The following is a 24575-nucleotide window of genomic DNA, read 5'->3' as shown; positions in this document are numbered from 1 at the left end:
CAGGGAGCCTGCTTCATGGCAAAGTTCTTTATTGATCGCCCGATTTTTGCATGGGTGATCGCCATCATCCTGATGCTTGCGGGTATCGCGTCGGTGTTTACGCTGCCGATCGCGCAATACCCGACCATCGCGCCTCCGGCGGTGCAGATCAGCGCCGTGTACCCGGGTGCGTCGGCGAAGACGGTGGAAGACACCGTCACGCAGGTGATCGAGCAGCAGATGAGTGGTCTCGACCACTTGCTGTACCTGTCGTCCACCTCGGACGACTCCGGTACGGCAACCATCACGCTGACGTTCGCGGCCGGCACGAATCCGGACATCGCCCAGGTGCAGGTGCAGAACAAGCTGCAGCTGGCCACGCCGCTTCTGCCGACCATCGTGCAGCAGCAGGGGATTAACGTCACCAAGTCGAGCAGCAGCTTCCTGCTCGTTCTGGCGTTCAACTCCGAAGACGGCAGCATGAACAAGATCGACCTGGCGAACTACGTCGCGTCGAACGTCAAGGACCCGATCAGCCGTCTCGACGGCGTGGGTACCGTGACGCTGTTCGGCACGCAGTACGCGATGCGGGTCTGGCTCGATGCGACGAAGCTGAACAAGTTCAATCTGACGCCGGTCGATGTCCAGACCGCGCTGCAGGCGCAGAACGTGCAGGTGGCCGGCGGTTCGATCGGCGGTACGCCGTCGGTGCCGGGCCAGATGCTGCAGGCCACGATTACCGAGGCCACGCTGCTGAATACTCCTGAGCAGTTCGGCAACGTGCTGCTGAAGGTGAACACGGACGGCTCGCAGGTGCGTATCAAGGACGTGGGGCGTGTCGAGCTGGGTGGCGAGAACTACAACTTCGACACCCACTACAACGGCAAGCCGACCGCGGGTCTGGGCATTCAGCTCGCGACGGGCGCCAACGCGCTGCAGACGGCGAAGAACGTGAAGGCGAAGATCGACGAACTGTCGAAGTACTTCCCGCACGGCCTCGTCGTGAAGTATCCGTATGACACGACGCCGTTCGTGCGCCTGTCGATCGAAGACGTGGTGAAGACGCTGCTCGAAGGTATCGTGCTCGTGTTCCTCGTGATGTACCTGTTCCTGCAGAACCTCCGCGCGACGTTGATTCCGACGATCGCGGTGCCGGTGGTGCTGCTGGGTACGTTTGCGATCATGAGCGCGGTGGGCTTCTCGATCAACGTGCTGTCGATGTTCGGCTTGGTGCTCGCAATCGGTCTGCTGGTGGACGATGCGATCGTGGTGGTGGAAAACGTCGAGCGGGTGATGGCCGAGGAGGGCTTGTCTCCACGCGACGCCACCCGCAAGGCGATGGACCAGATCACCGGCGCGCTGGTCGGCGTGGCGCTCGTGCTGTCGGCGGTGTTCGTGCCGGTGGCGTTCTCGAGCGGTTCGGTGGGCGCGATTTACCGGCAGTTCTCGCTGACCATCGTGGCGGCCATGGTGCTGTCGGTGCTGGTCGCGTTGATTCTGACGCCGGCGCTGTGCGCGACGATTCTCAAGCCGATTCCGAAGGGCCACCACGAAGAAAAGAAGGGTTTCTTCGGCTGGTTCAACCGGACCTTCGAGTCGAGCCGCGACAAGTATCACTCCGGCGTGCACCACGTGATCAAGCGCTCGGGCCGCTGGCTCATCATCTACCTGGTGGTGATCGTCGCGGTCGGTCTGCTGTTCGTGCGTCTGCCGAAGTCGTTCCTGCCTGACGAAGACCAGGGGATCATGTTCGTGCTGGTGCAAACGCCGGCCGGCTCGACCCAGGAGCGCACGGCGCATGCCCTCTCGGATGTGTCCGACTACGTGCTGAACCAGGAAAAGGACATCGTCGAATCGGCGTTTACGGTGAACGGCTTCAGCTTCGCCGGCCGCGGCCAGAATGCCGGCCTCGTGTTTGTGAAACTGAAGGGCTACGCCGAACGCCAGCACGCGAACCAGAAGGTGCAGGCGCTGATTGGCCGGATGTTCATGCACTTCTCGACGTACAAGGATGCACTGGTGTATCCGGTGAATCCGCCGTCCATTCCGGAACTGGGTACGGCGTCGGGCTTCGACTTCGAGTTGCAGGACCGTAGCGGTCTGGGCCACGCGAAGCTGATGGAAGCGCGCAACATGCTGCTCGGCATGGCATCGAAAGATCCGACGCTGGCTCAGGTGCGTCCGAACGGCCTGAACGATACGCCGCAGTTCAAGGTCTCGATCGACCACGAAAAAGCGGCGGCGCTCGGCCTCTCGCTGGCGGCAGTCGACCAGACGTTCTCGATCGCATGGGCTTCAGTCTATGTGAACAACTTCCTCGATACCGATGGCCGGATCAAGAAAGTGTACGTGCAGGGCGATGCGCCGTTCCGGATGAATCCGGATGACCTCAGCAACTGGTACGTGCGTAACGCTTCGGGTGGGATGACGCCGCTCAACGCGTTCGCGTCGGGCAGCTGGAGCTATGGTTCGCCGAAGCTGGAGCGCTACAACGGTATTTCGGCGGTGGAAATCCAGGGTGCGGCCGCGCCGGGCAAGTCGACCGGTCAGGCGATGTCGGCCATGGAATCTATCGTGGCGAAATTGCCGCCGGGTATCGGTTACGAATGGACGGGCCTGTCGTTGCAGGAGCGCCAGTCCGGTTCGCAGGCGCCGATTCTGTACGGCATCTCGATCCTCGTCGTGTTCCTGTGTCTCGCGGCGCTGTATGAAAGCTGGTCGATTCCGTTCTCGGTGATCATGGTGGTGCCGCTCGGGGTGCTGGGCGCACTGCTGGCCGCTACGCTGCGCGGGCTCGAGAACGACGTGTTCTTCCAGGTGGGTCTGTTGACCACGGTGGGTCTGTCGGCGAAGAACGCGATTCTGATCGTGGAATTCGCCCGCGAGCTGCAGCAGAGCGAAGGGATGGGGCCGATCGAGGCCGCGCTGGAAGCAGCGCGTCTGCGGTTGCGTCCGATCCTGATGACCTCGCTCGCGTTCATTCTCGGCGTGATGCCGCTCGCGATCAGTAACGGCGCGGGTTCGGCCAGCCAGCACGCGATCGGTACGGGCGTGATCGGCGGGATGTTGACGGCGACCTTCCTCGCGATTTTCATGATCCCGATGTTCTTCGTCGTGATCCGCGCGAAATTCGGCGGTGAGAAGGAAGACCCGGATGTGGCGCTCGCACACTACAACGAGCACCATCCGCATGACGGCCAAGGCGGCGGTTCGGCCGGCGCGTCCACGGATGAAGGCTCGGGCAAGGACGGACATTGAGATGCAAAAACATTCTCTGATTGCAGTGGCAGTCGCGTTGTTCGCCGCGGGTTGCACGATGGCGCCGAAGTACGAGCGCCCGGCGCCGCCCGTGACGGCGACCTTCCCGACCGGCGGCGTGTACGACACGCAGCCGGGCGCGACCCAGCCGGACGCCGCCAGCGCACGCAGCGCGAACGGCGTGGCTGCGGCCGACATCGGCTGGCGCGAGTTCTTCGTCGATCCGCGCATGCAGCGGCTGATCGACATCGCGCTGAAGAACAACCGCGATCTGCGCGTGTCGGTGCTGAACATGCAGGCGTCGCAGGCGCAGTACCGGATCGTTCGCGCCGGTCTGCTGCCGACGCTCGACGCCGCGGCTTCGCAAAGCAAATCGCGTACGCCGAAGGACCTGTCGTTCGCTGGCCAGACGATTTCCAACCAGTACTCGGTCGGTCTGAACGCGTCTTGGGAAATCGACTTCTTCGGGCGGATTCAGAGCCTGAAGGATCAGGCGTTGGCGCAGTACCTGGCCACGGCTCAGGCGCGCAAGGCGGCGGAAATCTCGCTGGTCTCGCAGGTGGCGGATCAGTACCTGACGGTGCTCGAACTGGACGATCTGCTGAAGGTCACGCAGAACACGCTGACGACCGCGCAGGAGTCGTACCGGATCACCAAGCTGCAGTTCGACAACGGTACGGGTTCCGAGCTGGATCTGCGCCAGGCGCAGACCGTGGTCGAGCAGGCGCTCGCCAACCTGCAGCAGCAGGCGCGCTTGCGGGCTCAGGCTGAAAACGCGCTGGTGCTGCTGGTGGGCGAGCCGTTGCCGGCCGACTTGCCGCCGGGTCTGACGTTGAGCGACCAGAATCTCCTCACGGATATTCCGGCGGGCCTGCCGTCCGATCTGCTGACGCGTCGTCCGGACATCATGGAGGCCGAGGAGAATCTGCTCGCGGCCAACGCGAATATCGGCGCGGCGCGCGCAGCGTTCTTCCCGAAGGTCTCGCTGACCGGCAACTTCGGCACGCTGAGCCCGACGCTCGGTGGGCTCTTCAAGCCGGGTTCGGCGGCATGGGGCTTCTCGCCGTCGATCACGTTGCCGATTTTTGAAGGCGGCCAGAACAAGGCTAATCTCGATCTCGCCCACATCCAGAAGAACGTCCAGATCGCCACGTATGAAAAGGCGATCCAGACGGCCTTCCGCGAAGTGGCAGACGGCCTCGCGGCACGCGGCACGTACGATCAGCAGATCCAGGCGCTCGAGCGCAATACCTTTGCCGAGCAGCGCCGGCTGGATCTGTCGGATCTGCGTTATAAGAACGGCGTCGACAGCTATTTGTCGGTGCTGACCGCGCAGACCGATCTGTATTTGGCGCAGCAGTCGTTGATTACCGCGCGCATGCAGCGCCTGCAGAACCTGGTCGATTTGTATCAGGCACTCGGCGGCGGCTGGATCGAACACAACGGCGACCAGCCGCGCCCGGCCGACGCACCGGTTGACTACGGCGCGGCGAGTGCGCCGGTGGCGGCTTCGGCAGCCAAGGCGGGTTGAGTCTTGTAGCAGCTGGCGCTTAGGGCGGGTTTCTGTTTCAGGGAAACTTGCCTTGGCACTGCCTCAAAGCCCTTGGGACCGATGGTCCCAAGGGCTTTGTCTTATTTGAGCGAGCCAAAGCGACCCGCCAACAAAAAGCCCCTGTCAGTCGTCGACTGACAGGGGCTTTTTCTGGAACTCAAAAAGTGCCTATCGACAGATCAAGCGATAGGCTTGGGCAGGCAGTGGCATTTGTCCAGCCGCCGCGCCTGCCGAGGCTCGCTCAGTGCAGATCCGCCGAACGCAGCATATTGTCGCCTTGCTGCGACTCATTACCGCCGCGTCCGTCGAAGTCGTGGCCGGCGCTGCGGATTTCGCGGCGTGCCTTCCGCTCGCTCTTCACGCCGTTGAAGATCAGGTTCAGCACGACCGCCGACACCGACGCCGGCAGAATCCCGCTATGCAGCAGCGGCGAGAGCGCCGGCGGCAGTTGCGAGAAGAAGCGGGGCGACACCACCGGCACCAGCCCAAGGCCGATACTGACCGCGACGATGAACAGGTTGTGGTGGTTCTTCACGAAGTCGACTTTCGACAGCACCTTGATGCCGTTCGCCGCGACCATGCCGAACATCACGATACCCGCGCCGCCGAGCACGAAAGCCGGCACCGACGCGACCACTTGTGCCATCTTCGGGAACAGGCCGAGCAGCACCAGGATCACGCCGCCCATCGCGCAGACAAAACGGCTCTTCACACCGGTCACGCCGATCAGGCCGACGTTCTGCGAGAACGAGGTATGCGGGAACGAGTTGAAGATGCCGCCGATCAGCGTGCCGAGGCCGTCAACGCGCAGACCGCGCACCAGTGTCTTCTGATCGACCGGACGATCCACCATGTCGCCGACCGCGAGGAACATGCCGGTCGATTCGATGAACGTGACGAACATCACCGTGACCATTGTCGCGATCGACAGCGGATCGAAGTGCGGCATGCCGAAGTGGAACGGCATGACGAAGCCGACCCACGGTGCGTGCGTGACGCCGTCCATATTGACGCGGCCGAGCGCGAGCGCGATCACGAAGCCCGCGACAATGCCGAGCAGCACCGAGATATTGGCGAGGAAGCCCTTGGCGAACTTGTTGATCAGCAGAATCAGCATCAGCACGAGCAACGAGAGGCCGAGATAGACCGGATTTCCGTAATCCGGATTACCCACGCCGCCGGCCGCCCAGTTGATACCGACTTCCATCAGCGACAAGCCGATCACCGAGATCACCACGCCGATCACGACCGGCGGGAAGAAGCGCAGCAATTTACCGACCGCGGGCGCGAGCAGGATGCCGACCACGCCGGCCGCGATCGTCGAGCCGAAGATGTCGAGAATGCCAAGCGAGGGATTGGTGCCGATCGCCACCATCGGACCGACGGCTGCGAACGTGCAGCCCATGATGACCGGCAGACGGATGCCGAAGATCCACAAACCGAGCGTCTGGATCAGCGTGGCGATACCGCAGGAAAACAGATCGGCGCTGATCAGGAACGCGATCTGGTCTTTCGGCAGCTTGAGCGCCGCGCCGATGATCAGGGGCACTGCGACAGCACCGGCATACATCACCAAAACGTGCTGAATGCCGAGGGTCAGCAACTGGCCCGCGGGCAGTCGCTCGTCGCACGGGTGAACCGTGTTCGCTTGCATATCGTCTCTCTCCACCATCTAGTTTTGGGATGGCTCCAAGTTATAGGGGATGAAATAGTGCAACAAGACCACTGGGGCCTATTCCGGCATTTGCGGTGACGATATGCGCGAGGGTCATTTGAAAGCCAAAATTAAGGTGCATCCCCGGTTGATGGCCGGTAGGTCCCTTGCAGCAGCGATCCGAAGGCGCGCGCCGCGCGAACCCGGCTCATCGAGATATGTGTGAGAATCAATGAGGTGTATCTCGTTTTGCGCATAGTGCTGTTTTGACGTTGCTCGCGGCGTAGGCGGGTTAACCCGCGATTCGGGGTTTTCGGCGTGCGTTCGGACGCGTTCCCCGCATCTCGCTCCGGCGAGGAAAATCTGGCCGCTCCGGCAACTTTCGCGCGCTCGTACGCGTCTCCCAATTTGATGCTTTTTCGTCCATGAGTTTTCTTGGTATAGACCTTGGGACCGGTTCCCTCAAAGTAGCAATCGTCGACGAAAACGGCCACGAGCGAGCGGTGGCGAGCGTCGCGTATGCACTCGACACGCCGCACTCGGGTTGGGCGGAAACGGATGTGCAAACCTGGTGGCACGCGCTGTGCGATGCGGCGGCGCGCTTGCCCGAAGCATTGCGCCGCGACGTGCGGGCGATTGGCTTCTCCGGGCAGATGCACGGTGTCGTGCTGATCGATGCCGCGGGCGAAGCGGTGCGGCCTGCCATGCTGTGGCCCGACACGCGCGCGCTGGGCTTGCTCGACGCTTGGCCCGACCCGCAGCCGAATCCGGTTGCGCCGGGCATGGCCGGTCCGTTGTTGCGCTGGATCGTGCTGCATGAACCGCACTCCGCGAGCCGCACGCGCTGGGCGCTGCAGCCGAAAGACTGGCTGCGCGTCGCGCTCGGCGGCGCGATCGTGACCGATCCTTCCGATGCCTGTGCAACCGCGCTCGCCGATCCCGCCGGTGTGTGGGACACGGCGCTGCTCGAGCGGCTCGAGATCCCGCCTGAGTGGTTCGCGCCATTGGCGCCGTCGTATGCGGCGGGGGGCGTGCTCTCGCAACAGGCGGCGCAAGCACTCGGCTTGCGTGCCGGCATCGTGCTCGCGACCGGCGCCGCCGACACGCCCTGCGCCGCGCTCGGCAGTGGACTGGCGCGCGACGGCGACGCCTTGCTCACTACGGGCACAGGCGGCCAGATCGTCGTGCTTGCCGGGCAGGCGCCCGCGCCGGTGAAGGGGTTGCATCGCTACCGGGCGGCGAGCGATCACTGGTACCGGATGGCGGCGATGCAAAACGTCGGCATAGCACTCGAACGCGCACGCGGGTGGCTGTCGTATGAATGGGCGGAGGCTTATGGAGATGCATTCGGCGAAGCGTTCGGCGACGCGTCCGGCACACCCGCCGCGGCTGCGACCGGTCTCACGTTCCTGCCGTACCTCACCGGCGAGCGCACGCCCTGGCTCAACCCGATGGCGCGCGGCGGCTGGCTGGGTCTCGCGCTCGAGCACACGCGCGGCACGCTGATGCGCGCCGCGTTCGAAGGCGTCGCGTTCTCGCTGCGTGCCGGGCTCGATGCGATTCGCGCGAGCGGCGCGCTGGTGACGTCATTGAAGCTCGCCGGCGGCGGCTCCGTCGACGCGCGCTGGCGGCAGTTGCTCGCCGACGCGCTGAACGTCGAGCTGCATGCGGTCGATTGTCACAATGCGGCGCCGCGTGGCGCGGCTATTCTTGGCGGCCTCGCGAGCGGACACTGGCACGCGCGCGATCTCGCCGCACTCGCGCCGGGCGCGACGCGGGTCGCGGCGCCGCAAGGCGATGCGGCCATCGCCGAACGCTACGCGCGCTTTCTCGATCTGTACGGCCGGGTTGAAACCTGGTTTGCCGAAACACCGCATCAATGATCCTCCCGATGTCCGATTCAGACCATGCCGTGACGCGCTTTGCAATACCATGACGTTTCTCGCCCGCTAAGGTAGAGCTTGGCGTCTTGCGTCGTGGCAGCAATGACAACGCCGGCGCCTTGCGCGACATATCCATCGCCCGCGGCACCGACCCTCAACACGCGCGCGCCGCCATGCATGCCACGGCGACGCGCCTCGCACTGACAGACTCACAGGAGCATTCACGATGAAGACCAAAGCAGCCATCGCATGGAAAGCCGGCGCGCCGTTGACGATCGAAGAAGTCGATCTGGAAGGGCCGCGCGCCGGTGAAGTGCTGATCGAAGTGAAAGCCACGGGCATCTGCCACACCGACTACTACACGCTTTCCGGCGCGGACCCTGAAGGCCTCTTCCCGGCGATTCTCGGCCATGAGGGCGCAGGCGTGATCGTCGATACGGGTCCGGGCGTCGGCACGCTGAAGAAGGGCGATCACGTGATTCCGCTCTACACGCCGGAATGCCGCCAGTGCAAGTTCTGTCTCTCGCGCAAGACCAATCTGTGCCAGGCGATCCGTTCGACGCAAGGCAAAGGGCTGATGCCCGACGCCACCTCGCGTTTCTCGCTGGACGGCAAGCCGCTCTTTCACTACATGGGCACGTCCACGTTTTCGAACTACATCGTCGTGCCGGAAATCGCGGTCGCGAAGGTGCGTGAAGACGCGCCGTTCGACAAGATCTGCTACATCGGCTGCGGCGTGACGACGGGCGTGGGCGCCGTGGTGTATTCGGCCAAGGTCGAGGCCGGCGCGAACGTGGTGGTGTTCGGTCTCGGCGGCATTGGCCTGAATGTGATTCAGGGTGCGAAGATGGTCGGCGCTGACAAGATTATCGGCGTGGATATCAATCCGGGCCGTGTCGAGCTGGCGAAGAAATTCGGCATGACGCACTTCATCAACCCGAACGAAGTGGAGAACGTGGTCGATCACATCGTGCAACTCACCGATGGCGGCGCGGACTATTCCTTCGAATGCGTCGGCAACACGAAGCTGATGCGCCAGGCGCTGGAGTGCACGCACAAGGGCTGGGGCCAGTCGTTCATCATCGGCGTGGCAGCGGCGGGCGAGGAGATCAGCACGCGCCCGTTCCAGCTGGTGACGGGCCGCCAGTGGAAGGGTTCGGCCTTCGGCGGCGCGCGCGGCCGCACGGACGTGCCGAAGATTGTCGACTGGTACATGGAAGGCAAGATCAATATCGACGACCTCATCACGCACCGTCTGCCGCTCGAACGCATCAACGAAGGCTTCGATCTGATGAAGAAGGGCGAGTCGATCCGCTCGGTCGTGCTGTACTGATGCCGCACAACGAGGAGCATGGCGATGCTTGAACTACTGTCGTCGCACGCCTGTCATGGCGGCGAGCAGCGCTTCTACAAGCACGACTCGTCCACCATCGGCCTGCCGATGCGCTTTTCCGTGTATCTGCCGCCGCAAGCCTTGCAGGCCGGCGCGAAAGTGCCCGCGCTGTTCTATCTCGCAGGCCTCACCTGTACGGAAGAAACCTTCGCGATCAAGGCCGGCGCGCAGCGCTTCGCGGCGCAGCACGGCATTGCGCTGATCGCGCCGGACACGAGCCCGCGCGGTGCGGGTGTGCCGGGCGAAAGCGCGGCATGGGACTTCGGCGTGGGCGCGGGTTTTTACGTCGACGCGACGCGCGAGCCGTGGGCGCGGCACTACCGGATGTACTCATACGTGCGCGACGAGCTGCGCGAAACGGTGCTCGCGAATCTGCCGGTGGACGGCGCGCGCCTCGGTATCTTCGGGCATTCAATGGGTGGGCACGGCGCGTTGATGCTGGCGCTGCGCAATCCTTCGATCTACCGGTCGGTGTCGGCGTTCGCGCCGATTGCCGCGCCGATGCGCTGTCCGTGGGGCGAGAAAGCGTTCAGCGGTTATCTGGGCGAGGACCGTGAAGCGTGGAAGCAGTACGACGCGAGCGAGCTGGTGGCGCATGCGTCGCACAAATTCGCTGCGGGGATTCTGGTCGATCAGGGGCTCGCGGATCAGTTCCTCGCGGAGCAGTTGAATCCGGATGTGTTCGAAGCCGCTTGCCGGGTTGCCGAACAGCCGCTCACGCTGCGCCGTCACGCAGGATACGACCACGGCTACTACTTCATCCAGACCTTCATCGAAGATCATCTCGCGCATCACGCGAAGGTGCTGCTCGGCTGAGGTCTGGCAGTCCTGCAGGATGATGGCGGCGGCATGCCGCCATCATCGCTTCAATGCCGCTTCAACAAACTCCCGCCGTACACCACTGCCGAGAGCACGGTGATCCAGAAGCTGGTCGGCCAATCCGTATAGAACGCGAGCGTCAGACCGAGCCACGCCTGCAGCAGCGCAAACGCCGCCGCGAGCACGAGGCCGGTCGACAGCCGCGTGGTCATGTTCTGCGCGGCGGCCGCCGGGCCGACCATCAGTGTGAACACCAGCAGCACGCCGACGATCTGCGTGCACGCCGCCACGGCCAGTGCGGCAATGGCGAGAAACAGCACCGACACGAGACGCAGCGACACGCCCTTGGCTTCGGCCAGTTCCGGCTGCAACGAGGCAAACAGCAGCGGCCGCATGATCGCCGCGAGCGCCAGCAAGCTCACGACGCCCAACGCCGCCAGCACACCGAGCGTCGACGCATTCACGCCGAGCACGTTGCCGAACAGCAGAGCAGTGACCTGGGTCGCGTAGGCGGTGAAGAAGTGCAGAAACAGCAAGCCAAAGCCGAGCGACAGCGAGAGGATCACGCCGATCGCCACATCGCGTCCGGCGAGGCGCTCGCCGAGCGCGCCCATGCCGACGCCGGCCGCCAGCGTGAAGCCGATCATCCCCCAGATCGGCGAGATGCCGATCAGCACCGCGCCGGTCGCGCCGGTGAAGCCGACGTGCGAGAGCGCGTGGCCGGCGAAGGTCTGTCCGCGCATCACCAGAAAGTAGCCCACCACGCCGGACAGCACCGCGACGATCCCCGACGCCGCGAATGCGTTCACCATGAAGTCGTATTCAAACATCGTGCGTGTGTCCGTCGTGCGAGTCGTGCGGGTGTGAGTGGCCATGTGAGTGGCCGTGCGAATGTGAATGACCGTGGCCGCCGTCTTCGTCCTGTTCGTGCTCGTGATCGTGCTTTTCGACTTCGACGCCGCCCGACATCACGAAGATGCGCCCGTTCACGCGCATCACGTCGATCGGCGAACCGTAGAGGCGCGACAGCACCGGCCGCGTAATCACCTCGTCGACGGTGCCGAGCGCCGCCACGCCGCTGCCGAGATACAGCACGCGGTCGAGCGAGTTGAGCAGAGGATTCAGTTCATGCGCCGAAAACAGCACGGCAATGCCGAGCTCCTGCTGCACGCGCCGCACCAGTTCGACGACGCTCTTCTGATGATGCGGGTCGAGGCTGATCAACGGTTCGTCCAGCAGCAGGAGTTTCGGGTTGCCGAGCAGGCATTGCGCGAGCAGCAGCCGCTGACGCTCGCCGCCCGAGAGTTCCGACAACGGCCGCTTCGCCAGTGTGCTGCCGCCCACCAGGTCCAGTACGCGGTCGACCTCCGCACGGGTTGAGGCGCTCGCAAGCGGTAGGCCCCAGTGGTGACCGTCGGCGGCCATGGCGACGAAGTCGCGCCCGCGCACGCGCCGTCCGGCGAGCGCGCTGCGCGTCTGCGGCATATAACCGATCGATGCATGCCCGCGCTCGACCGGCTGCCCCAGCACGCGGATCGCACCGCTCGATGCGGGCACGAGGCCGAGCACCGCGCGCATCAACGTGGTCTTGCCGGCGCCGTTCGGTCCGAGCACGCCGATAAATTCGCCCTGGTTCACCACGAAACCGGCGTCGCGCAGAATCGTGCGGCCGCCGAGCTCTAGCGTGACGTGCTCGAGTTCGAGGACGGGCGCACGATCCGGCGCGCTGCTGCCAGTCTGTGTCATTGAGTTTTCCCTTTCGCGGCGCCGGCATCGCCCGAGGCCAGCGCCGCGGCCAGCGCGTCGAGCTGCGTCAGCATCCACGTCTGATAGGTCTTGCCGGCCGGTTCGGTCTCGGTAACGCTCATGGTCGGCACCTTCGATTGCTGGGCGAGCTTCAACATGCGTTTGGTCAGGGCCTCGGTTGCCTGGCTGTTATAGATCAGAACACGCACCCGCTTCTCGCGCAGATCGCGTTCGAACGCGGCGATATCGGCCGCGCTGGCTTCAGTGTCGTTCATCGTGGCGAGCTGGAAGCGCAGATTGCGCATCGTCAGGCCCACCGCCTCAGACATATAGCCGAACACCGGCTCGGTCGCCGTGACCGGCACGCCCGCGTAGCGGCTGCGCAGCTCGGCCACCTTGGCGTCGACCGGTTTCAGCGAATCGAGAAACTTCGCGAGGTTCGCATCGTACGCCGACTTGTGCGCCGGGTCAGCCGCGGCGAGCGCTTCCCTCACCGCGCGTGCCACCTTCGGCATGGTCGCCGGGTCGTACCAGAGGTGCGGATTATCGCCGCCTTTCTTACCCGTGAGGTCGGCGGCGACGATCGTGACGCGCTGCGTACCCTTCGACGCGGCCAGCAATTTTGCCATCCACGGATCGTAGTCGGCGCCGTTGTAGACCACAAGGCTCGCATGCTGCAACGCGCGCGCCGTCTTCTGGCTGGCTTCGAACAGATGCGGATCCTGATCCGGATTGCTCAGGATGCTCGTTACCTCGACGCGATCACCGCCCAATTGTTGCACCACGTCGCCGTAAAAATTCTCCGCCGCAACCACCGGAATTTTCGCGTCGGCGGCCATCGCGCCTTGGCCGAACGCGAGCACGGCGGCGCTGACGGCGACATATTTCGACAGCCTCAGTGCGCGTCGCGCGGCGTTCAACATCGAGCCGATTCTGTTCATTGTCCTGTCCTGTTGCGGGAGGGTTGGGGCCATCGAGCGGCGAAGGCCTCGAAGTGAAGCGAGGTCGAAATGATATAACGTATCTCGATTTTTTGGCAGCGGTGCGTGCCGCAAGCGGGTCGGCGCTCGTGGATCGATTCGTGCTCGTGCCGTGTGGGGCAGGGCGCCGCCGCATGTGGCCTTCCGCGCTGCAACATCGAAATCTGGTTGCGCGCCTTGACATGACCCGGCTCGTATCCGATCATTCGATCACAAACAGAGCAATTGTTCGCGTGATGAGCGTTCGCTCACCGCGACTCAAAAGTCGGACCGAACCGGAGACAAGCAGTGGCGGCACGATTACAAGACAAGGTGGCCATTCTGACGGGCGCGGCAAGCGGCATCGGCGAAGCCGTGGCGCGCCGCTATCTGGACGAAGGCGCGCGCTGCGTGCTGGTCGACGTAAAACCGGCCGACAGTTTCGGCGACGCGTTGCGCACCACCTACGGCGAGCGCGTGCTGACCGTGAGCGCCGACGTCACGCGCCGCGACGATATCGAGCGCATCGTGGCGAGCACCCTGGCGCGTTTCGGCCAACTCGACATTCTGTTCAACAACGCGGCGCTCTTCGATATGCGCCCGATTCTCGACGAATCCTGGGACGTGTTCGACCGCCTCTTCGCGGTCAATGTGAAGGGCATGTTCTTCCTGATGCAAGCGGCGGCGCGACACATGGTCGAGCAGGGCCGCGGCGGCAAGATCATCAATATGTCATCGCAGGCCGGGCGGCGCGGCGAGGCGCTCGTCTCGCACTACTGCGCGACCAAGGCGGCGGTGCTCAGCTATACGCAATCGGCGGCACTGGCGCTTGCACCGCACAAGATCAACGTGAACGGCATTGCGCCGGGCGTGGTCGATACGCCGATGTGGAATGAAGTCGACGCGCTGTTTGCCCGCTATGAAAACCGGCCGCTTGGCGAGAAGAAACGCCTCGTGGGCGAAGCGGTGCCGCTTGGCCGCATGGGTGTGCCGGACGACTTGACCGGCGCCGCCCTGTTTCTCGCGTCGGCGGATGCCGACTACATCACCGCGCAAACCCTGAACGTCGACGGCGGCAACTGGATGAGCTGAGTCCGCCAGATTCACTGAACTTCATCGTTACTCTTTGTCATTTTCGCAAAACAAACGCAGCACGATATAACGCACGAGAAAAGGAGACAACACATGAAACCCGTCCTCAAATCCGCGCTAAAGGCGGTCAGTGCCGGCGCTGTTGCATGCTTTGCATTGCACGCGTCGGCGGCCACGGTCACGATCGCCACGTTGAACAATCCGGACATGATCGAGCTGAAGAAACTCTCGCCCGAGTTCGAAAAGGCCAATCCGGACATCAAGCTGAACTGGGTGATTCTCGAAGAAAACGTGCTGCGTCAGCGCGCCACGACCGACATCACGACCGGCAGCGGCCAGTTCGACGTGATGACGATCGGCGCGTACGAAACGCCGCAATGGGGCAAACGCGGCTGGCTCACGCCGCTCACCAACCTGCCCGCCGATTACGATCTGAACGACGTCGTCAAGACGGCCCGCGACGGCCTGTCCGCCGGCGGCCAGCTGTATGCGCTGCCGTTTTACGTCGAAAGCTCGATGACGTATTACCGCAAGGATCTGTTCGCGGCCAAGGGCCTGAAGATGCCCGATCAGCCGACCTACGACCAGATCGCCCAATTCGCCGACAAGCTCACCGACAAGGCCAACGGCATCTACGGCATCTGTCTGCGCGGCAAGGCGGGCTGGGGCGAAAACATGGCGTACGGCACGACGGTGGTGAACACCTTCGGCGGCCGCTGGTTCGACGAGAAGTGGAACGCGCAGCTCACCTCGCCGGAATGGAAGAAGGCAATCACGTTCTATGTCGATCTGCTGAAGAAAGACGGCCCTCCGGGGGCGAGCTCGAACGGCTTCAACGAGAACCTCACCCTGATGTCCTCGGGCAAGTGCGGGATGTGGATCGACGCCACGGTGGCCGCCGGCATGCTCTATAACAAGCAGCAGTCGCAAATCGCGGACAAGGTCGGTTTTGCCGCCGCGCCGATCGCGGTCACGCCGAAGGGCTCGCACTGGCTGTGGGCATGGGCGCTGGCGATTCCGAAGTCGTCAAAGCAGGCTGATTCGGCGAAGAAGTTCATCGCGTGGGCCACCTCGAAGCAGTACATCGAACTGGTCGCGAAGGACGAAGGCTGGGCGTCGGTGCCCCCGGGAACGCGTCAATCCACTTACGCGCGTCCTGAATACAAGCAGGCTGCACCGTTCGGCGACTTCGTGCTGAAGGCGATCGAAACGGCGGACCCGGATCATCCGACGCTCAAGCCGGTGCCGTACACCGGTGTGCAGTTCGTCGGGATTCCTGAGTTCCAGTCGTTCGGCACCGTGGTCGGCCAGAGCATCTCCGGCGCGATTGCCGGTCAGATGACGATCGATCAGGCGCTGGCAGCGGGCAACGCCACCGCGGATCGCGCGGTGAAGCAGGCCGGCTATCAGAAGTAGGAGAAGTCAGCCACGTGAGTGACGTGGCACGCGCCGGCTGACGCCCGTCAGCCGGCCCACGCAGCACAGCGGGCCGTTCCCGCCGCGCCTCTTGCCGCGCAGCGTCGTGCCATGTCCCGGCGGCTCTCACGCGGCGACAGCGGCTGGCCCGCGCTTTACCGAACAGGTGGTCAATCATGCGTCCTTTGCGCCTGCCTCTCATGCATGCCCATCCTCAGACTGAAAAAGAACGCGAAATCCGCAAAGCCAATTCCGCCCGCTGGCTAGTCTCGCCATCGGTCGCGATCTTGGTGTTGTGGATGGCGATCCCGCTCGCGATGACGATCTGGTTTTCGTTCTCGCGCTACAACCTGTTGAATCCGGATCTCAAAGGCTTCGCCGGTCTCGACAACTACAAGTTTCTCGCCGGCGATCCGTCGTTCGGCCCTTCGATCGGACACACGCTCGAACTGATCATCTCGGTGCTGGTGATCACGGTGGTGGGCGGCGTGCTGATGGCGATCCTGTTCGACCGCAAGTTCTACGGCCAGGGGATCGCGCGGCTGCTTGCCATTGCGCCGTTCTTCGTGATGCCGACCGTGAGCGCGCTGATCTGGAAGAACATGATCCTGCACCCGGTGTATGGGCTGATCGCGCAGGGCATGCGCGCGCTAGGGATGCAGCCGATCGACTGGTTCGCCGACTACCCGCTCACGGCGGTGATCATGATCGTCGCGTGGCAGTGGCTGCCGTTCGCGTTCCTGATTCTGTTCACCGCGATCCAGTCGCTCGATCAGGAGCAGAAGGAAGCGGCGAAGATCGACGGTGCGGGTCCGTTCTCCATGTTCTTCTACATCACGCTGCCGCACCTGAAACGGGCGATCGCGGTGGTGGTGATGATGGAAACGATTTTCCTGCTGTCGATCTTCGCCGAAATCTACACGACCACGGGCGGCGGTCCCGGCACGGCGACCACCAATCTGTCGTACCTGATCTATTCGCTGGGCCTGCAACAGTTCGACGTGGGGCTCGCATCCGCGGGCGGGATTCTCGCTGTCGTGCTGGCCAACATCGTGTCGTTCTTCCTCGTGCGGATGCTCGCGAAGAACCTGAAAGGGGAGTACGAAAAATGAGCCAGATTGCCTCCACCTCGGCGTCGAGCGCGACGCCCATGACCGTGCCCACCAAGTCGCCTTTCGAAGGCATTCGCCGTGGCATTCCCGGCGTGATCGCCTGGCTGGTTGCACTGCTGCTGTTTTTCCCGATCTTCTGGATGACGATCACGGCATTCAAGACCGAGCAGCAGGCGTACGCGTCGTCGCTCTTTTTTATTCCGACACTCGATAGCTTTCGCGAGGTGTTCGCGCGCAGCAATTACTTTTCGTTCGCGTGGAATTCGATTCTGATCTCCGCGGGCGTCACGGTGCTGTGCCTGATTCTCGCGGTGCCGGCGGCCTATGCGATGGCGTTCTTCCCGACGCGACGCACGCAGAAAGTGCTGCTGTGGATGCTGTCGACCAAGATGATGCCGTCGGTCGGCGTGCTGGTGCCGATCTATCTGCTGTGGAAGAACAGCGGCCTGCTCGATACGGTGTCCGGTCTCGTGATCGTCTACACGCTGATCAATCTGCCGATCGCGGTGTGGATGTCGTTCACGTACTTCGCTGAAATTCCGCGCGACATTCTTGAAGCCGGCCGGATCGACGGTGCGGCGACGTGGCAGGAAATCGTCTATCTGCTGATGCCGATGTCGCTGCCGGGGCTTGCCTCCACCGCGCTGCTGCTCGTGATTCTTTCGTGGAACGAAGCGTTCTGGAGCATCAACCTGTCCAGTTCGAACGCTGCGCCGCTGACGGTGTTCATCGCGTCGTATTCGAGTCCTGAAGGGTTGTTCTGGGCCAAGCTGTCCGCGGCATCGCTGCTGGCGGTGGCGCCGATCCTGATCGTCGGCTGGCTGTCGCAGAAGCAACTGGTGCGCGGCCTCACGTTTGGGGCGGTCAAATGACGGCAGGCACGAGTGCGGCTCAATTCGCGCTGATCTGCGATTGCGACGGCGTGCTGATCGACAGCGAGGCCGTGGCGGCGGGCATGCTGGTGCACGAACTCGAAGCGCGCTGGCCGGGCGTCGAGGTCGAACCGGTGGTGATGCCGCTGCTGGGATTGCGCATCGAGAAGGTGTTGGAAGGCACGGCGGCGCAGCTCGGCAAGACCCTCGCTGCTGAAGACATCGACGCGATTCGCCGCGCAGTCGAGGCGGCGGCGATACAGGCGCCGACGGTCGAGGGTATCGAAACCGCGCTCGCCCAGGTGCCGCTCATCAAAGCGTGTGCGAGCAACAGCTTCCGGCCGTACGTGGAAACCGTGCTGACTCGCACCGGGCTCGTGAGGTTTTTCGGCGACCGCCTGTTCTGCGCCGACGCGGTGCCCAATCCTAAGCCCGCGCCCGATGTTTATCTGGCTGCGGCCAAGGGGCTTGGTCTTGCACCGTCTGCCTGCCTCGTGGTTGAAGACAGCGTCACGGGCGTGACAGCGGCAGCGGCGGCAGGCATGACGGTGCTCGGGTTTATCGGCGGCGGCCACGCGAGCGATGCGCAGATCGACAAGCTGCATGCAGCCGGCGCGCGTCATGTGTTCGACGACATGCAGCAACTGCCGGAGCTGGCCGCGCAATGGACGCTGAGCGCGACGGCGGCCGCGCCGTAAGCAGGCGAACCGGATCAGCTCAACGCAACTCGAGTTCCTGAAGCAACGAACACGCGAACACGCAACACACAGCATTACACGGAGACACATCATGGCAAGCGTAACCCTGCGCAACATCAGAAAGGCCTACGACGACAACGAAGTGATGCGCGACATCAACCTCGATATCGCGGACGGCGAGTTCGTCGTGTTCGTGGGCCCGAGCGGTTGCGGTAAATCCACGCTGATGCGGATGATCGCCGGCCTCGAAGACATCAGCGGCGGCGATCTGACCATCGACGGCATGCGTGTGAACGACGTTGCACCAGCCAAGCGCGGCATCGCGATGGTGTTCCAGTCGTACGCGCTGTATCCGCACATGACGCTGTACGACAACATGGCATTCGGTCTGAAACTCGCCGGCACCAAGAAGCCGGAAATCGACGCGGCAGTGCGCAATGCGGCGAAGATCCTGCACATCGACCATCTGCTCGATCGCAAGCCCAAGCAGCTCTCCGGCGGTCAGCGCCAGCGCGTGGCGATCGGCCGCGCGATCACCCGCAAACCGAAGGTGTTCCTGTTCGACGAGCCGCTGTCGAACCTCGACGCCGCCCTGCGCGTGAAAATGCGCCTCGAATTCGCGCGCCTGCATGACGAGCTGAAGACCACGATGATCTATGTGACGCACGATCAGGTCGAGGCCATGACGCTCGCGGACAAGATCGTCGTGCTGTCCGCGGGCAATCTCGAGCAGGTGGGCAGCCCGACCATGCTGTATCACGCGCCGGCCAACCGCTTCGTCGCCGGCTTTATCGGCTCGCCGAAGATGAACTTCATGGAAGGCGTCGTGCAGTCGGTCACGCGCGACGGCGTCACGGTGCGCTACGAAACCGGCGAGACGCAGCGTGTCGCGGTGGAGCCGGGCACGGTCAAGCAGGGCGACAACGTGACGGTCGGCATTCGCCCCGAGCATCTGCACGTAGGCATGACCGAAGACGGCGTGTCGGCCCGCACCATGGCGGTCGAATCACTTGGCGACGCGGCATACCTATATGCGGAATCGAGCGTTGCGCCGGATGGACTGATCGCGCGGATTCCGCCGCTCGAGCGGCATGCCAAGGGCGATACGCAAAAACTCGGCGCCACCCCGGAACACTGTCACCTGTTCGACAGTGCGGGCAAAGCGTTCCAGCGCAAGATCGTCGAGGTGCTGGCAGCCTGAGGATGGGAGTAAGCGGTGCTCGCGTGAATCGCGAGCCCGCTCAGGCTTCGAGCGCGGCCCGCGCGCAGGACTCGTCGGTGACGAGCCCGGACAGCCAGCCGCCTTTGAGCACCGCGATCAGCGCTTCACGCTTGCGCTGGCCGCCGGCGAACCCGATAGTGGGGCGCCGGGGCGGCGAGTCGAGCGCGATGCTCGTCACGCGCCGGCCGGTCGGCGATTCGACATGGGCGCCGGCGGAATCGATTGGCAGTCCGAGCATTTCCGCCACGGCGCCGTTCTGCATCAACTCATCCACTTCCGCCGATGTAATGAAGCCGTCTTCGTGCAGCGGGCATTGCAGCCCGATATTGCCGATGCCGACGAACGCGACATCGGCCTGCGCCGAGAGCGATTCGACGATCCGGTACAGCCGGTGATTGCACCATTGCGCGCGCTCCGTCTCGCTATCGGCGAGCAGCGGCGCGGGCAGCAGGAAATGCTTGCCGCCGGTCTTCTCCGAAATGTGCAGGGCGACGTCATAGCGGTTCGAGGAGCCGTCCTGGGCGATCGCCCCGACCATCGATACCAACCGATGCTGTGGACGGTCAAGCTGCGCGATCTGATCGACCGCGGCCTTCAGCGTCCGGCCGCTGCTCACGGCGACCACCATCGGTTTCTCTTCGCCGAGATAGCGTTCCATCACCTGCGCGCCGGCCACCGCGAGCTTGCGGTCGACTTCCTCGGAGGTGTCGCTGTCGACCGGCACCACTTCGCACATGCTCAGGCCGTAGCGCTTCGACAGTTGATCGGCGAGCGCGAGGCAGTCGGCCAGCCGATGATCGACTCGCACGCGAATCAGGTTCTTTTCCACCGCGAAGGCAACCAGTCGTTGCGCAACCGGCCGCGACACCTGCAGCTTCTCGGCGATTTCGTTCTGGGTATTGCCGGCGACGTAGTACAGCCAGGCGGCGCGGGTAGCAAGATCTAATTTTTCTGTGGACTTGGGCACGGTGACGGCTCGCTTGAAGTGCGCCGATGATAGCAGCCGGTCCGCGCGCGCTAACTCAAATCCGCGCGGACACCGGCTGCGGTTTGCCGGTCAGGCGAGCGGTTGCCGCGCGGGGTCGAACAGCGGCCGCACGTGGCGATAGAGCGCGCGATAGGCTTCGAGCCGCGCGCGCAGTTCGGCATGGCGGCGCGGGTTCGGTGTGAATTCCTTTTCGATTGGCGGCTTGGTCAGCACCGTGGCCGGATCTCCGCCCGCGGCGAGCCAGCCAAGGCGCGCCGCACCGAGCGCCGCGCCGGTCTCGCCGCCGCCGTGCTTGCGGGTGGCGGTGTCGAGCGCGTCGGCGAGCAACTGCGCCCAGTAATCGCTGCGTGCGCCGCCGCCGAGCAGGGATAGCGCCTTCGCCTCAGTGCCGGCCGCGCGCAGCGCGTCCAGGCCGTCGGTGAGCGCGAGCGTCACGCCTTCGAGCACCGCGTAGCCGAGCAGCGCGCGATCGGTGGCGTGGTTCATGCCGAAGAAGACGCCTTGCGCATACGGGTCGTTGTGCGGCGTGCGTTCACCGGACAGATAGGGCAGGAAAAGGGGGGCGGTGTTCAGCGCTTCAGCCGGGAGCGCCTCGATTTCGGCGAGCAGGGTGGGCTCGTCGGTCGAGGTGAGCTTGCAGACCCAGCGCAGACAGCTCGCGGCGGACAGCACCACGCTCATCTGATGCCAGCGATCCGGAATCGCGTGACAGAACGCGTGCACGGCGGAGGCCGGATTCGGCCGGAAGCTGTCGCCGACCACGCACAGCACGCCTGACGTGCCGAGCGAGACGAAGCCGTCGCCCGGTTGCGTTGCGCCGATGCCGATCGCACTGGTGGCGTTGTCGCCGCCGCCGGCCGCGACGATGACGCCGTCGCTCAGGCCGAATTCGCGCGCCACCTCGGGTAGCAGCGTGCCGGACGGCGCGCTGCCTTCGCACAGGCTGGGCATTTGCGCGCGCGTCATGTTGCAGGCGGCGAGGAGGGACTCGGACCAGTCGCGCTGAGCGACGTCGAGCCACAGCGTGCCGGCGGCATCCGATGGATCGGACACCTTGCCGCCCGTCAGTTGCAGGCGCAAGTAATCTTTCGGCAGCAGCACGCAGGCGGTCTGCGCGAAAATCTCGGGCTCGTGGCGTGCGACCCAGAGCAGCTTTGGCGCGGTGAAGCCGGGCATGGCGAGATTACCGGCCACGCTATGCAAGTCCGGCGCGCGCTCGGTCAGTTCTGCGCACTCCTTGTCGCTGCGCATGTCGTTCCACAGGATCGCGGGCCGCAGCACGCGGTTCTGCGCATCGAGCAGCACGGCGCCGTGCATCTGGCCCGACAGGCCGATGCCGCGAATTTGCGCGAACTCGTCGGGATGTTTCGCGCGCAATGCCGCGAGCGCGGTGCGCGTGCCTGTCCACCAATCTTCGGGATTCTGTTCGGCCCAGCGCTGATGCGGACGCGATACGGTGAATGGCGAGCCTGCTGTGCCGATCACGCGTCCGGTGGGGGCGAGCAGCAGGACTTTCACTTCGGACGTGCCGAGGTCGATGCCGAGATACATGGGCGCGAAACCTTCGTCGTTAGAGATGCGCTACTTTAGCCTCACATCACGCGCTGTGCCATGCGCATTAAGCCTGGCAACGCGGGTACTTCGATGCCGTGCGGCGCGCTTGATGCGTGGCGCAGGCGGCGCTCAGTCCGCGCCGCGTTTGACGAGCCACGCATCGACGCGTGCTACCGCGTCCGCCAGCGCCGCCTCAAGTCCCGCCGTTTGCGCCATGCCGCCCCACAGTAGCCGGTCCGCGGCGAACGCCTTCAGCGGATCGTCTGCCGCGAAGAAGCCGCGCGCGACGCGCTCGTCCATCACGCCATCCTGATACGCATACGGCAGTTTGCCTGCTTGCCAGCGTTCGAGAAAACGGAAGAACAGGGCGGGCAGCATCGCCGTGGCGGCGGGCGTGACACCACGCTCGAAACATTCGCTCAGCGTGGGCGCGATGAAACCGGGCAGCTTCGAAAAGCCGTCCGCCGCGACACGTTGATTCGTGTCCTGGATGTAGGGATTGCTGAAGCGCTCGAGCACCACATCGCGATAACGTTCGAGATCGAGCGGACTCGGTGTCAGGCAGGGAATCACGTCTTCGGTGACGTAATCGAAGGCGAACTTGCGGATGTCCGCGTCGAGCGTGCCTTCGTGAATATAGTTCAGGCCGACGAGCGTGCCAGCCCACGCAATGCAGCTATGCGTCGCGTTGAGAATGCGGATCTTGGCTTCCTCGTACGGCATGACCGAGTCGACCAGTTCCGCGCCGACCTTCTCCCACGCTGGGCGTGCCGTGATGAAGCGGTTTTCGATCACCCATTGGATGAAAGCCTCGCCCATCACCGGGCAGGCGTCGTCGACGCCGGTGGCGGCCTTGACGCGTTCACGCACGTCCGGCGTGGGCCGCGGCGTGATGCGGTCGACCATCGAACTCGGGCAGGCGGCGTAGTCATCGAACCATTGCGCCAGTTCGTCGTCGCCGCGCCTTGCGAGGAATTCGCTCATGCCCGCATGGAATCGCTCGCCGTTGCTGCGCAGGTTGTCGCAGGTTTGCAGCGTGACCGGGCCCGCGCCCCGTTGCATGCGTGCCGCGAGAATTGCCGCCAGTGCGCCGTAGATGGTGGTGTGGCCGCCCTTGAGGTCGGCAGCCAGATCGGGGTTGGCCGTGTCGAGCTTGTCCTGTTCGTCGAGGTAATAGCCACCTTCGGTGACGGTGAACGCGATGATCTTGCAGGCGGAATCGGCGCCTGCTTCGATCAGCGCGTCAAGGCTTTCGGTCCATGGGACTACGCGCTCGATTGAGCGAATCGTTTCGTATGCGCGCTCGCCTTGGGGCGTGACGGTTTCGAGTGTGTACACGCCGTTTTGCGCGGTGAGCGCGTCGAGTACGGCGTTCATGTCGCTGCGGATGTTGCCGACTGTTAGCGACCAGTGCGGCTCGCCGGGCAATTTGGCTTCGTTCAGGCGGTGGAGATACCACGCCTGATGCGCGCGATGAAACGATCCCGCGCCGATGTGCAGGATTGTGTGGGTGGCTGCGCCGCTGCCTTGCACGCTGTTCATGTGCGTCTCCTGGGTGTTTTTGCCTGCACGGCGTTGGCGTGCGATTTTTTTTGCAGTTTGGAGCATTTGCTCTGTGTGTGAGCGAATGATCTTACCCGGTGATGCGAATGTCAAGGCGAGGGGAGAGGGTTTTTTTGGCGCGGCGCGGCGTGAAGGTTGGGTTTTTTCTGGGTTTATCGTGGGTTTTTACGGTATGGAGGCGTGTCGTCGTGTGTGGTGCGGTGCGGAAAATTGGTGTGGATGTGGTGGTTGGCTGCATGCCGCTTTGTCTGTGCTCTGCAAGGTGTTGGCCTTTCCTTGAATTCACGGTGGTCTATTAGCGTTGCCCCTGTGCGGGGCGGCACCTACTTTCTTTGCCGCGGCAAAGAAAGTAGGCAAAGAAAGCCGCTTCACACCGCAAATTCTTAAGCGGGTCCCCTGGCTTGGAGGGGGTAGTGGTGCATCTGGAATCTGTCATCTCGCACACTCCGCGTGAGTGACAAGGCACTCATTTTTCCCGCCTCGCGCTGCGCGCTCGCCGGAGCGGTCCGCCTGGAAAACCGGTGGCTTTGCCTCGGCGTAGCGCGGCCATTGGCTTCGCCTCGGCGACGTGCCGAAATTGTTAATGGATTGGGAGGCGGCCAGTGGCTTGATGAAATGCCGCGGGCGCAAGAAGTGGCGAACGGTGTAATGAAGTACCGCTGCGGAGCGCGCAGCGCCGCCGGAAGTATGACTGCCTTGTCACTGGCGCTGAATGTGCGAGGGCACGGATTCCAGATGCACCACTACCCCCTCCAAGCCAGAGGACCCGCTTAAGAATTTGCGGTGTGAAGCGGCTTTCTTTGCCTACTTTCTTT

18 protein-coding genes are annotated in these 24575 nt (G+C 63.9%); 11 read left to right on the top strand and 7 right to left on the bottom strand.

Annotation, left to right across the window (positions count from 1 at the left end; genetic code table 11):
* Positions 1-15: 15 nt before the first annotated feature.
* Entirely contained in the window at positions 16-3237 is a 3222-nt protein-coding gene (locus tag A6V37_RS01250; RefSeq protein ID WP_064268744.1) for an efflux RND transporter permease subunit, read from the top strand.
* Between the two features lies 1 nt (position 3238).
* Positions 3239-4768 carry an efflux transporter outer membrane subunit gene (locus A6V37_RS01245; protein ID WP_064268743.1) on the top strand — a complete coding sequence of 510 codons (1530 nt, stop codon included), beginning with the start codon at positions 3239-3241 and terminating at the stop codon, positions 4766-4768.
* Between the two features lie 262 nt (positions 4769-5030).
* On the opposite strand, the gene A6V37_RS01240 is transcribed toward A6V37_RS01245, so the two are convergent.
* Positions 5031-6443, bottom strand: coding sequence for a nucleobase:cation symporter-2 family protein (locus A6V37_RS01240; protein WP_064285696.1), 1413 nt, complete (start codon positions 6441-6443; stop codon positions 5031-5033).
* 425 nt (positions 6444-6868) lie between these two features.
* Here A6V37_RS01240 and A6V37_RS01235 point away from each other — a divergent pair, with 425 nt between their 5' ends.
* The 3 genes from A6V37_RS01235 to fghA all read left to right on the top strand — a co-directional run bounded on the left by A6V37_RS01235 (position 6869) and on the right by fghA (position 10535).
* Complete coding sequence (locus A6V37_RS01235; RefSeq protein ID WP_064285694.1) at positions 6869-8326, top strand: xylulokinase; 1458 nt, start codon at positions 6869-6871, stop codon at positions 8324-8326.
* A gap of 226 nt (positions 8327-8552) precedes the next feature.
* Positions 8553-9659, top strand: a complete 1107-nt coding sequence (locus A6V37_RS01230; protein WP_064268740.1) for an S-(hydroxymethyl)glutathione dehydrogenase/class III alcohol dehydrogenase — start codon at positions 8553-8555, stop codon at positions 9657-9659.
* A 24-nt stretch (positions 9660-9683) separates the two neighbouring features.
* Entirely contained in the window at positions 9684-10535 is an 852-nt protein-coding gene (gene fghA / locus A6V37_RS01225; RefSeq protein WP_064268920.1) for an S-formylglutathione hydrolase, read from the top strand.
* A gap of 50 nt (positions 10536-10585) precedes the next feature.
* Here the strand turns inward: fghA and A6V37_RS01220 are convergent, their stop codons facing one another.
* The 3 genes from A6V37_RS01220 to A6V37_RS01210 are packed head-to-tail and all read right to left on the bottom strand — an operon-like array spanning position 10586 to position 13225.
* The gene (locus A6V37_RS01220) at positions 10586-11368 is read right to left on the bottom strand and encodes a metal ABC transporter permease (protein ID WP_064268739.1); all 783 of its coding nucleotides are present in this window, start codon (positions 11366-11368) and stop codon (positions 10586-10588) included.
* Positions 11361-12284, bottom strand: coding sequence for an ABC transporter ATP-binding protein (locus A6V37_RS01215; RefSeq protein ID WP_064268738.1), 924 nt, complete (start codon positions 12282-12284; stop codon positions 11361-11363). Before A6V37_RS01215 ends, A6V37_RS01220 begins: the two co-directional genes overlap by 8 nt.
* On the bottom strand, positions 12281-13225 hold the full coding sequence (locus A6V37_RS01210) for a metal ABC transporter solute-binding protein (RefSeq protein ID WP_064285692.1): 945 nt from the start codon (positions 13223-13225) through the stop codon (positions 12281-12283). Before A6V37_RS01210 ends, A6V37_RS01215 begins: the two co-directional genes overlap by 4 nt.
* 327 nt (positions 13226-13552) lie before the next feature.
* Between A6V37_RS01210 and A6V37_RS01205 the strand changes: the two genes are divergently transcribed.
* From A6V37_RS01205 to A6V37_RS01180, 6 genes are all read left to right on the top strand, one after another.
* On the top strand, positions 13553-14335 hold the full coding sequence (locus tag A6V37_RS01205; RefSeq protein ID WP_064268736.1) for an L-iditol 2-dehydrogenase: 783 nt from the start codon (positions 13553-13555) through the stop codon (positions 14333-14335).
* 93 nt (positions 14336-14428) lie between these two features.
* Positions 14429-15751 (top strand): ABC transporter substrate-binding protein, encoded by a 1323-nt coding sequence (locus A6V37_RS01200; RefSeq protein ID WP_064285690.1) that lies wholly within the window; start codon positions 14429-14431, stop codon positions 15749-15751.
* 176 nt (positions 15752-15927) lie between these two features.
* Positions 15928-16863: a carbohydrate ABC transporter permease gene (locus A6V37_RS01195; protein ID WP_064268734.1), complete on the top strand. Its 936-nt coding sequence runs from the start codon at positions 15928-15930 to the stop codon at positions 16861-16863.
* Positions 16864-16901: 38 nt separating this feature from the next.
* On the top strand, positions 16902-17735 hold the full coding sequence (locus A6V37_RS01190) for a carbohydrate ABC transporter permease (protein WP_207547641.1): 834 nt from the start codon (positions 16902-16904) through the stop codon (positions 17733-17735).
* Positions 17732-18433, top strand: coding sequence for an HAD family hydrolase (locus A6V37_RS01185; protein ID WP_064268732.1), 702 nt, complete (start codon positions 17732-17734; stop codon positions 18431-18433). The genes A6V37_RS01190 and A6V37_RS01185 overlap by 4 nt, the downstream gene beginning before the upstream one ends.
* A 91-nt stretch (positions 18434-18524) precedes the next feature.
* Entirely contained in the window at positions 18525-19634 is a 1110-nt protein-coding gene (locus A6V37_RS01180) for an ABC transporter ATP-binding protein (RefSeq protein ID WP_064268731.1), read from the top strand.
* A 40-nt stretch (positions 19635-19674) separates the two neighbouring features.
* Here A6V37_RS01180 and A6V37_RS01175 read toward each other — a convergent pair whose 3' ends face one another.
* The 3 genes from A6V37_RS01175 to dalD form a co-directional block, all read right to left on the bottom strand.
* Positions 19675-20622, bottom strand: coding sequence for a sugar-binding transcriptional regulator (locus A6V37_RS01175; protein ID WP_064268730.1), 948 nt, complete (start codon positions 20620-20622; stop codon positions 19675-19677).
* A gap of 90 nt (positions 20623-20712) precedes the next feature.
* Positions 20713-22194, bottom strand: a complete 1482-nt coding sequence (xylB, locus tag A6V37_RS01170; protein WP_064268729.1) for a xylulokinase — start codon at positions 22192-22194, stop codon at positions 20713-20715.
* Positions 22195-22326: 132 nt separating this feature from the next.
* Positions 22327-23739, bottom strand: a complete 1413-nt coding sequence (gene dalD / locus A6V37_RS01165) for a D-arabinitol 4-dehydrogenase (RefSeq protein WP_064268728.1) — start codon at positions 23737-23739, stop codon at positions 22327-22329.
* Positions 23740-24575: the final 836 nt, after the last annotated feature.

This window comes from Paraburkholderia ginsengiterrae, assembly GCF_001645125.1.
In the GTDB taxonomy this organism is placed as follows: Bacteria; Pseudomonadota; Gammaproteobacteria; order Burkholderiales; family Burkholderiaceae; genus Paraburkholderia; species Paraburkholderia ginsengiterrae.
Note: the sequence above shows the minus strand (reverse complement) of the source record. Positions and strands in the feature narration are given on the sequence as shown.

What these genes read in the sequence shown, in the direction of transcription:
- A6V37_RS01250 (WP_064268744.1), top strand. Translation starts at nt 16, where the DNA reads ATGGCAAAGTTCTTTATTGATCGCCCGATTTTTGCATGGGTGATCGCC.
- A6V37_RS01245 (WP_064268743.1), top strand. Translation starts at nt 3,239, where the DNA reads ATGCAAAAACATTCTCTGATTGCAGTGGCAGTCGCGTTGTTCGCCGCG.
- A6V37_RS01240 (WP_064285696.1), bottom strand. Translation starts at nt 6,443, where the DNA reads ATGCAAGCGAACACGGTTCACCCGTGCGACGAGCGACTGCCCGCGGGC.
- A6V37_RS01235 (WP_064285694.1), top strand. Translation starts at nt 6,869, where the DNA reads ATGAGTTTTCTTGGTATAGACCTTGGGACCGGTTCCCTCAAAGTAGCA.
- A6V37_RS01230 (WP_064268740.1), top strand. Translation starts at nt 8,553, where the DNA reads ATGAAGACCAAAGCAGCCATCGCATGGAAAGCCGGCGCGCCGTTGACG.
- fghA (WP_064268920.1), top strand. Translation starts at nt 9,684, where the DNA reads ATGCTTGAACTACTGTCGTCGCACGCCTGTCATGGCGGCGAGCAGCGC.
- A6V37_RS01220 (WP_064268739.1), bottom strand. Translation starts at nt 11,368, where the DNA reads ATGTTTGAATACGACTTCATGGTGAACGCATTCGCGGCGTCGGGGATC.
- A6V37_RS01215 (WP_064268738.1), bottom strand. Translation starts at nt 12,284, where the DNA reads ATGACACAGACTGGCAGCAGCGCGCCGGATCGTGCGCCCGTCCTCGAA.
- A6V37_RS01210 (WP_064285692.1), bottom strand. Translation starts at nt 13,225, where the DNA reads ATGAACAGAATCGGCTCGATGTTGAACGCCGCGCGACGCGCACTGAGG.
- A6V37_RS01200 (WP_064285690.1), top strand. Translation starts at nt 14,429, where the DNA reads ATGAAACCCGTCCTCAAATCCGCGCTAAAGGCGGTCAGTGCCGGCGCT.
- A6V37_RS01195 (WP_064268734.1), top strand. Translation starts at nt 15,928, where the DNA reads ATGCGTCCTTTGCGCCTGCCTCTCATGCATGCCCATCCTCAGACTGAA.
- A6V37_RS01190 (WP_207547641.1), top strand. Translation starts at nt 16,902, where the DNA reads ATGACCGTGCCCACCAAGTCGCCTTTCGAAGGCATTCGCCGTGGCATT.
- A6V37_RS01185 (WP_064268732.1), top strand. Translation starts at nt 17,732, where the DNA reads ATGACGGCAGGCACGAGTGCGGCTCAATTCGCGCTGATCTGCGATTGC.
- A6V37_RS01180 (WP_064268731.1), top strand. Translation starts at nt 18,525, where the DNA reads ATGGCAAGCGTAACCCTGCGCAACATCAGAAAGGCCTACGACGACAAC.
- xylB (WP_064268729.1), bottom strand. Translation starts at nt 22,194, where the DNA reads ATGTATCTCGGCATCGACCTCGGCACGTCCGAAGTGAAAGTCCTGCTG.
- dalD (WP_064268728.1), bottom strand. Translation starts at nt 23,739, where the DNA reads ATGAACAGCGTGCAAGGCAGCGGCGCAGCCACCCACACAATCCTGCAC.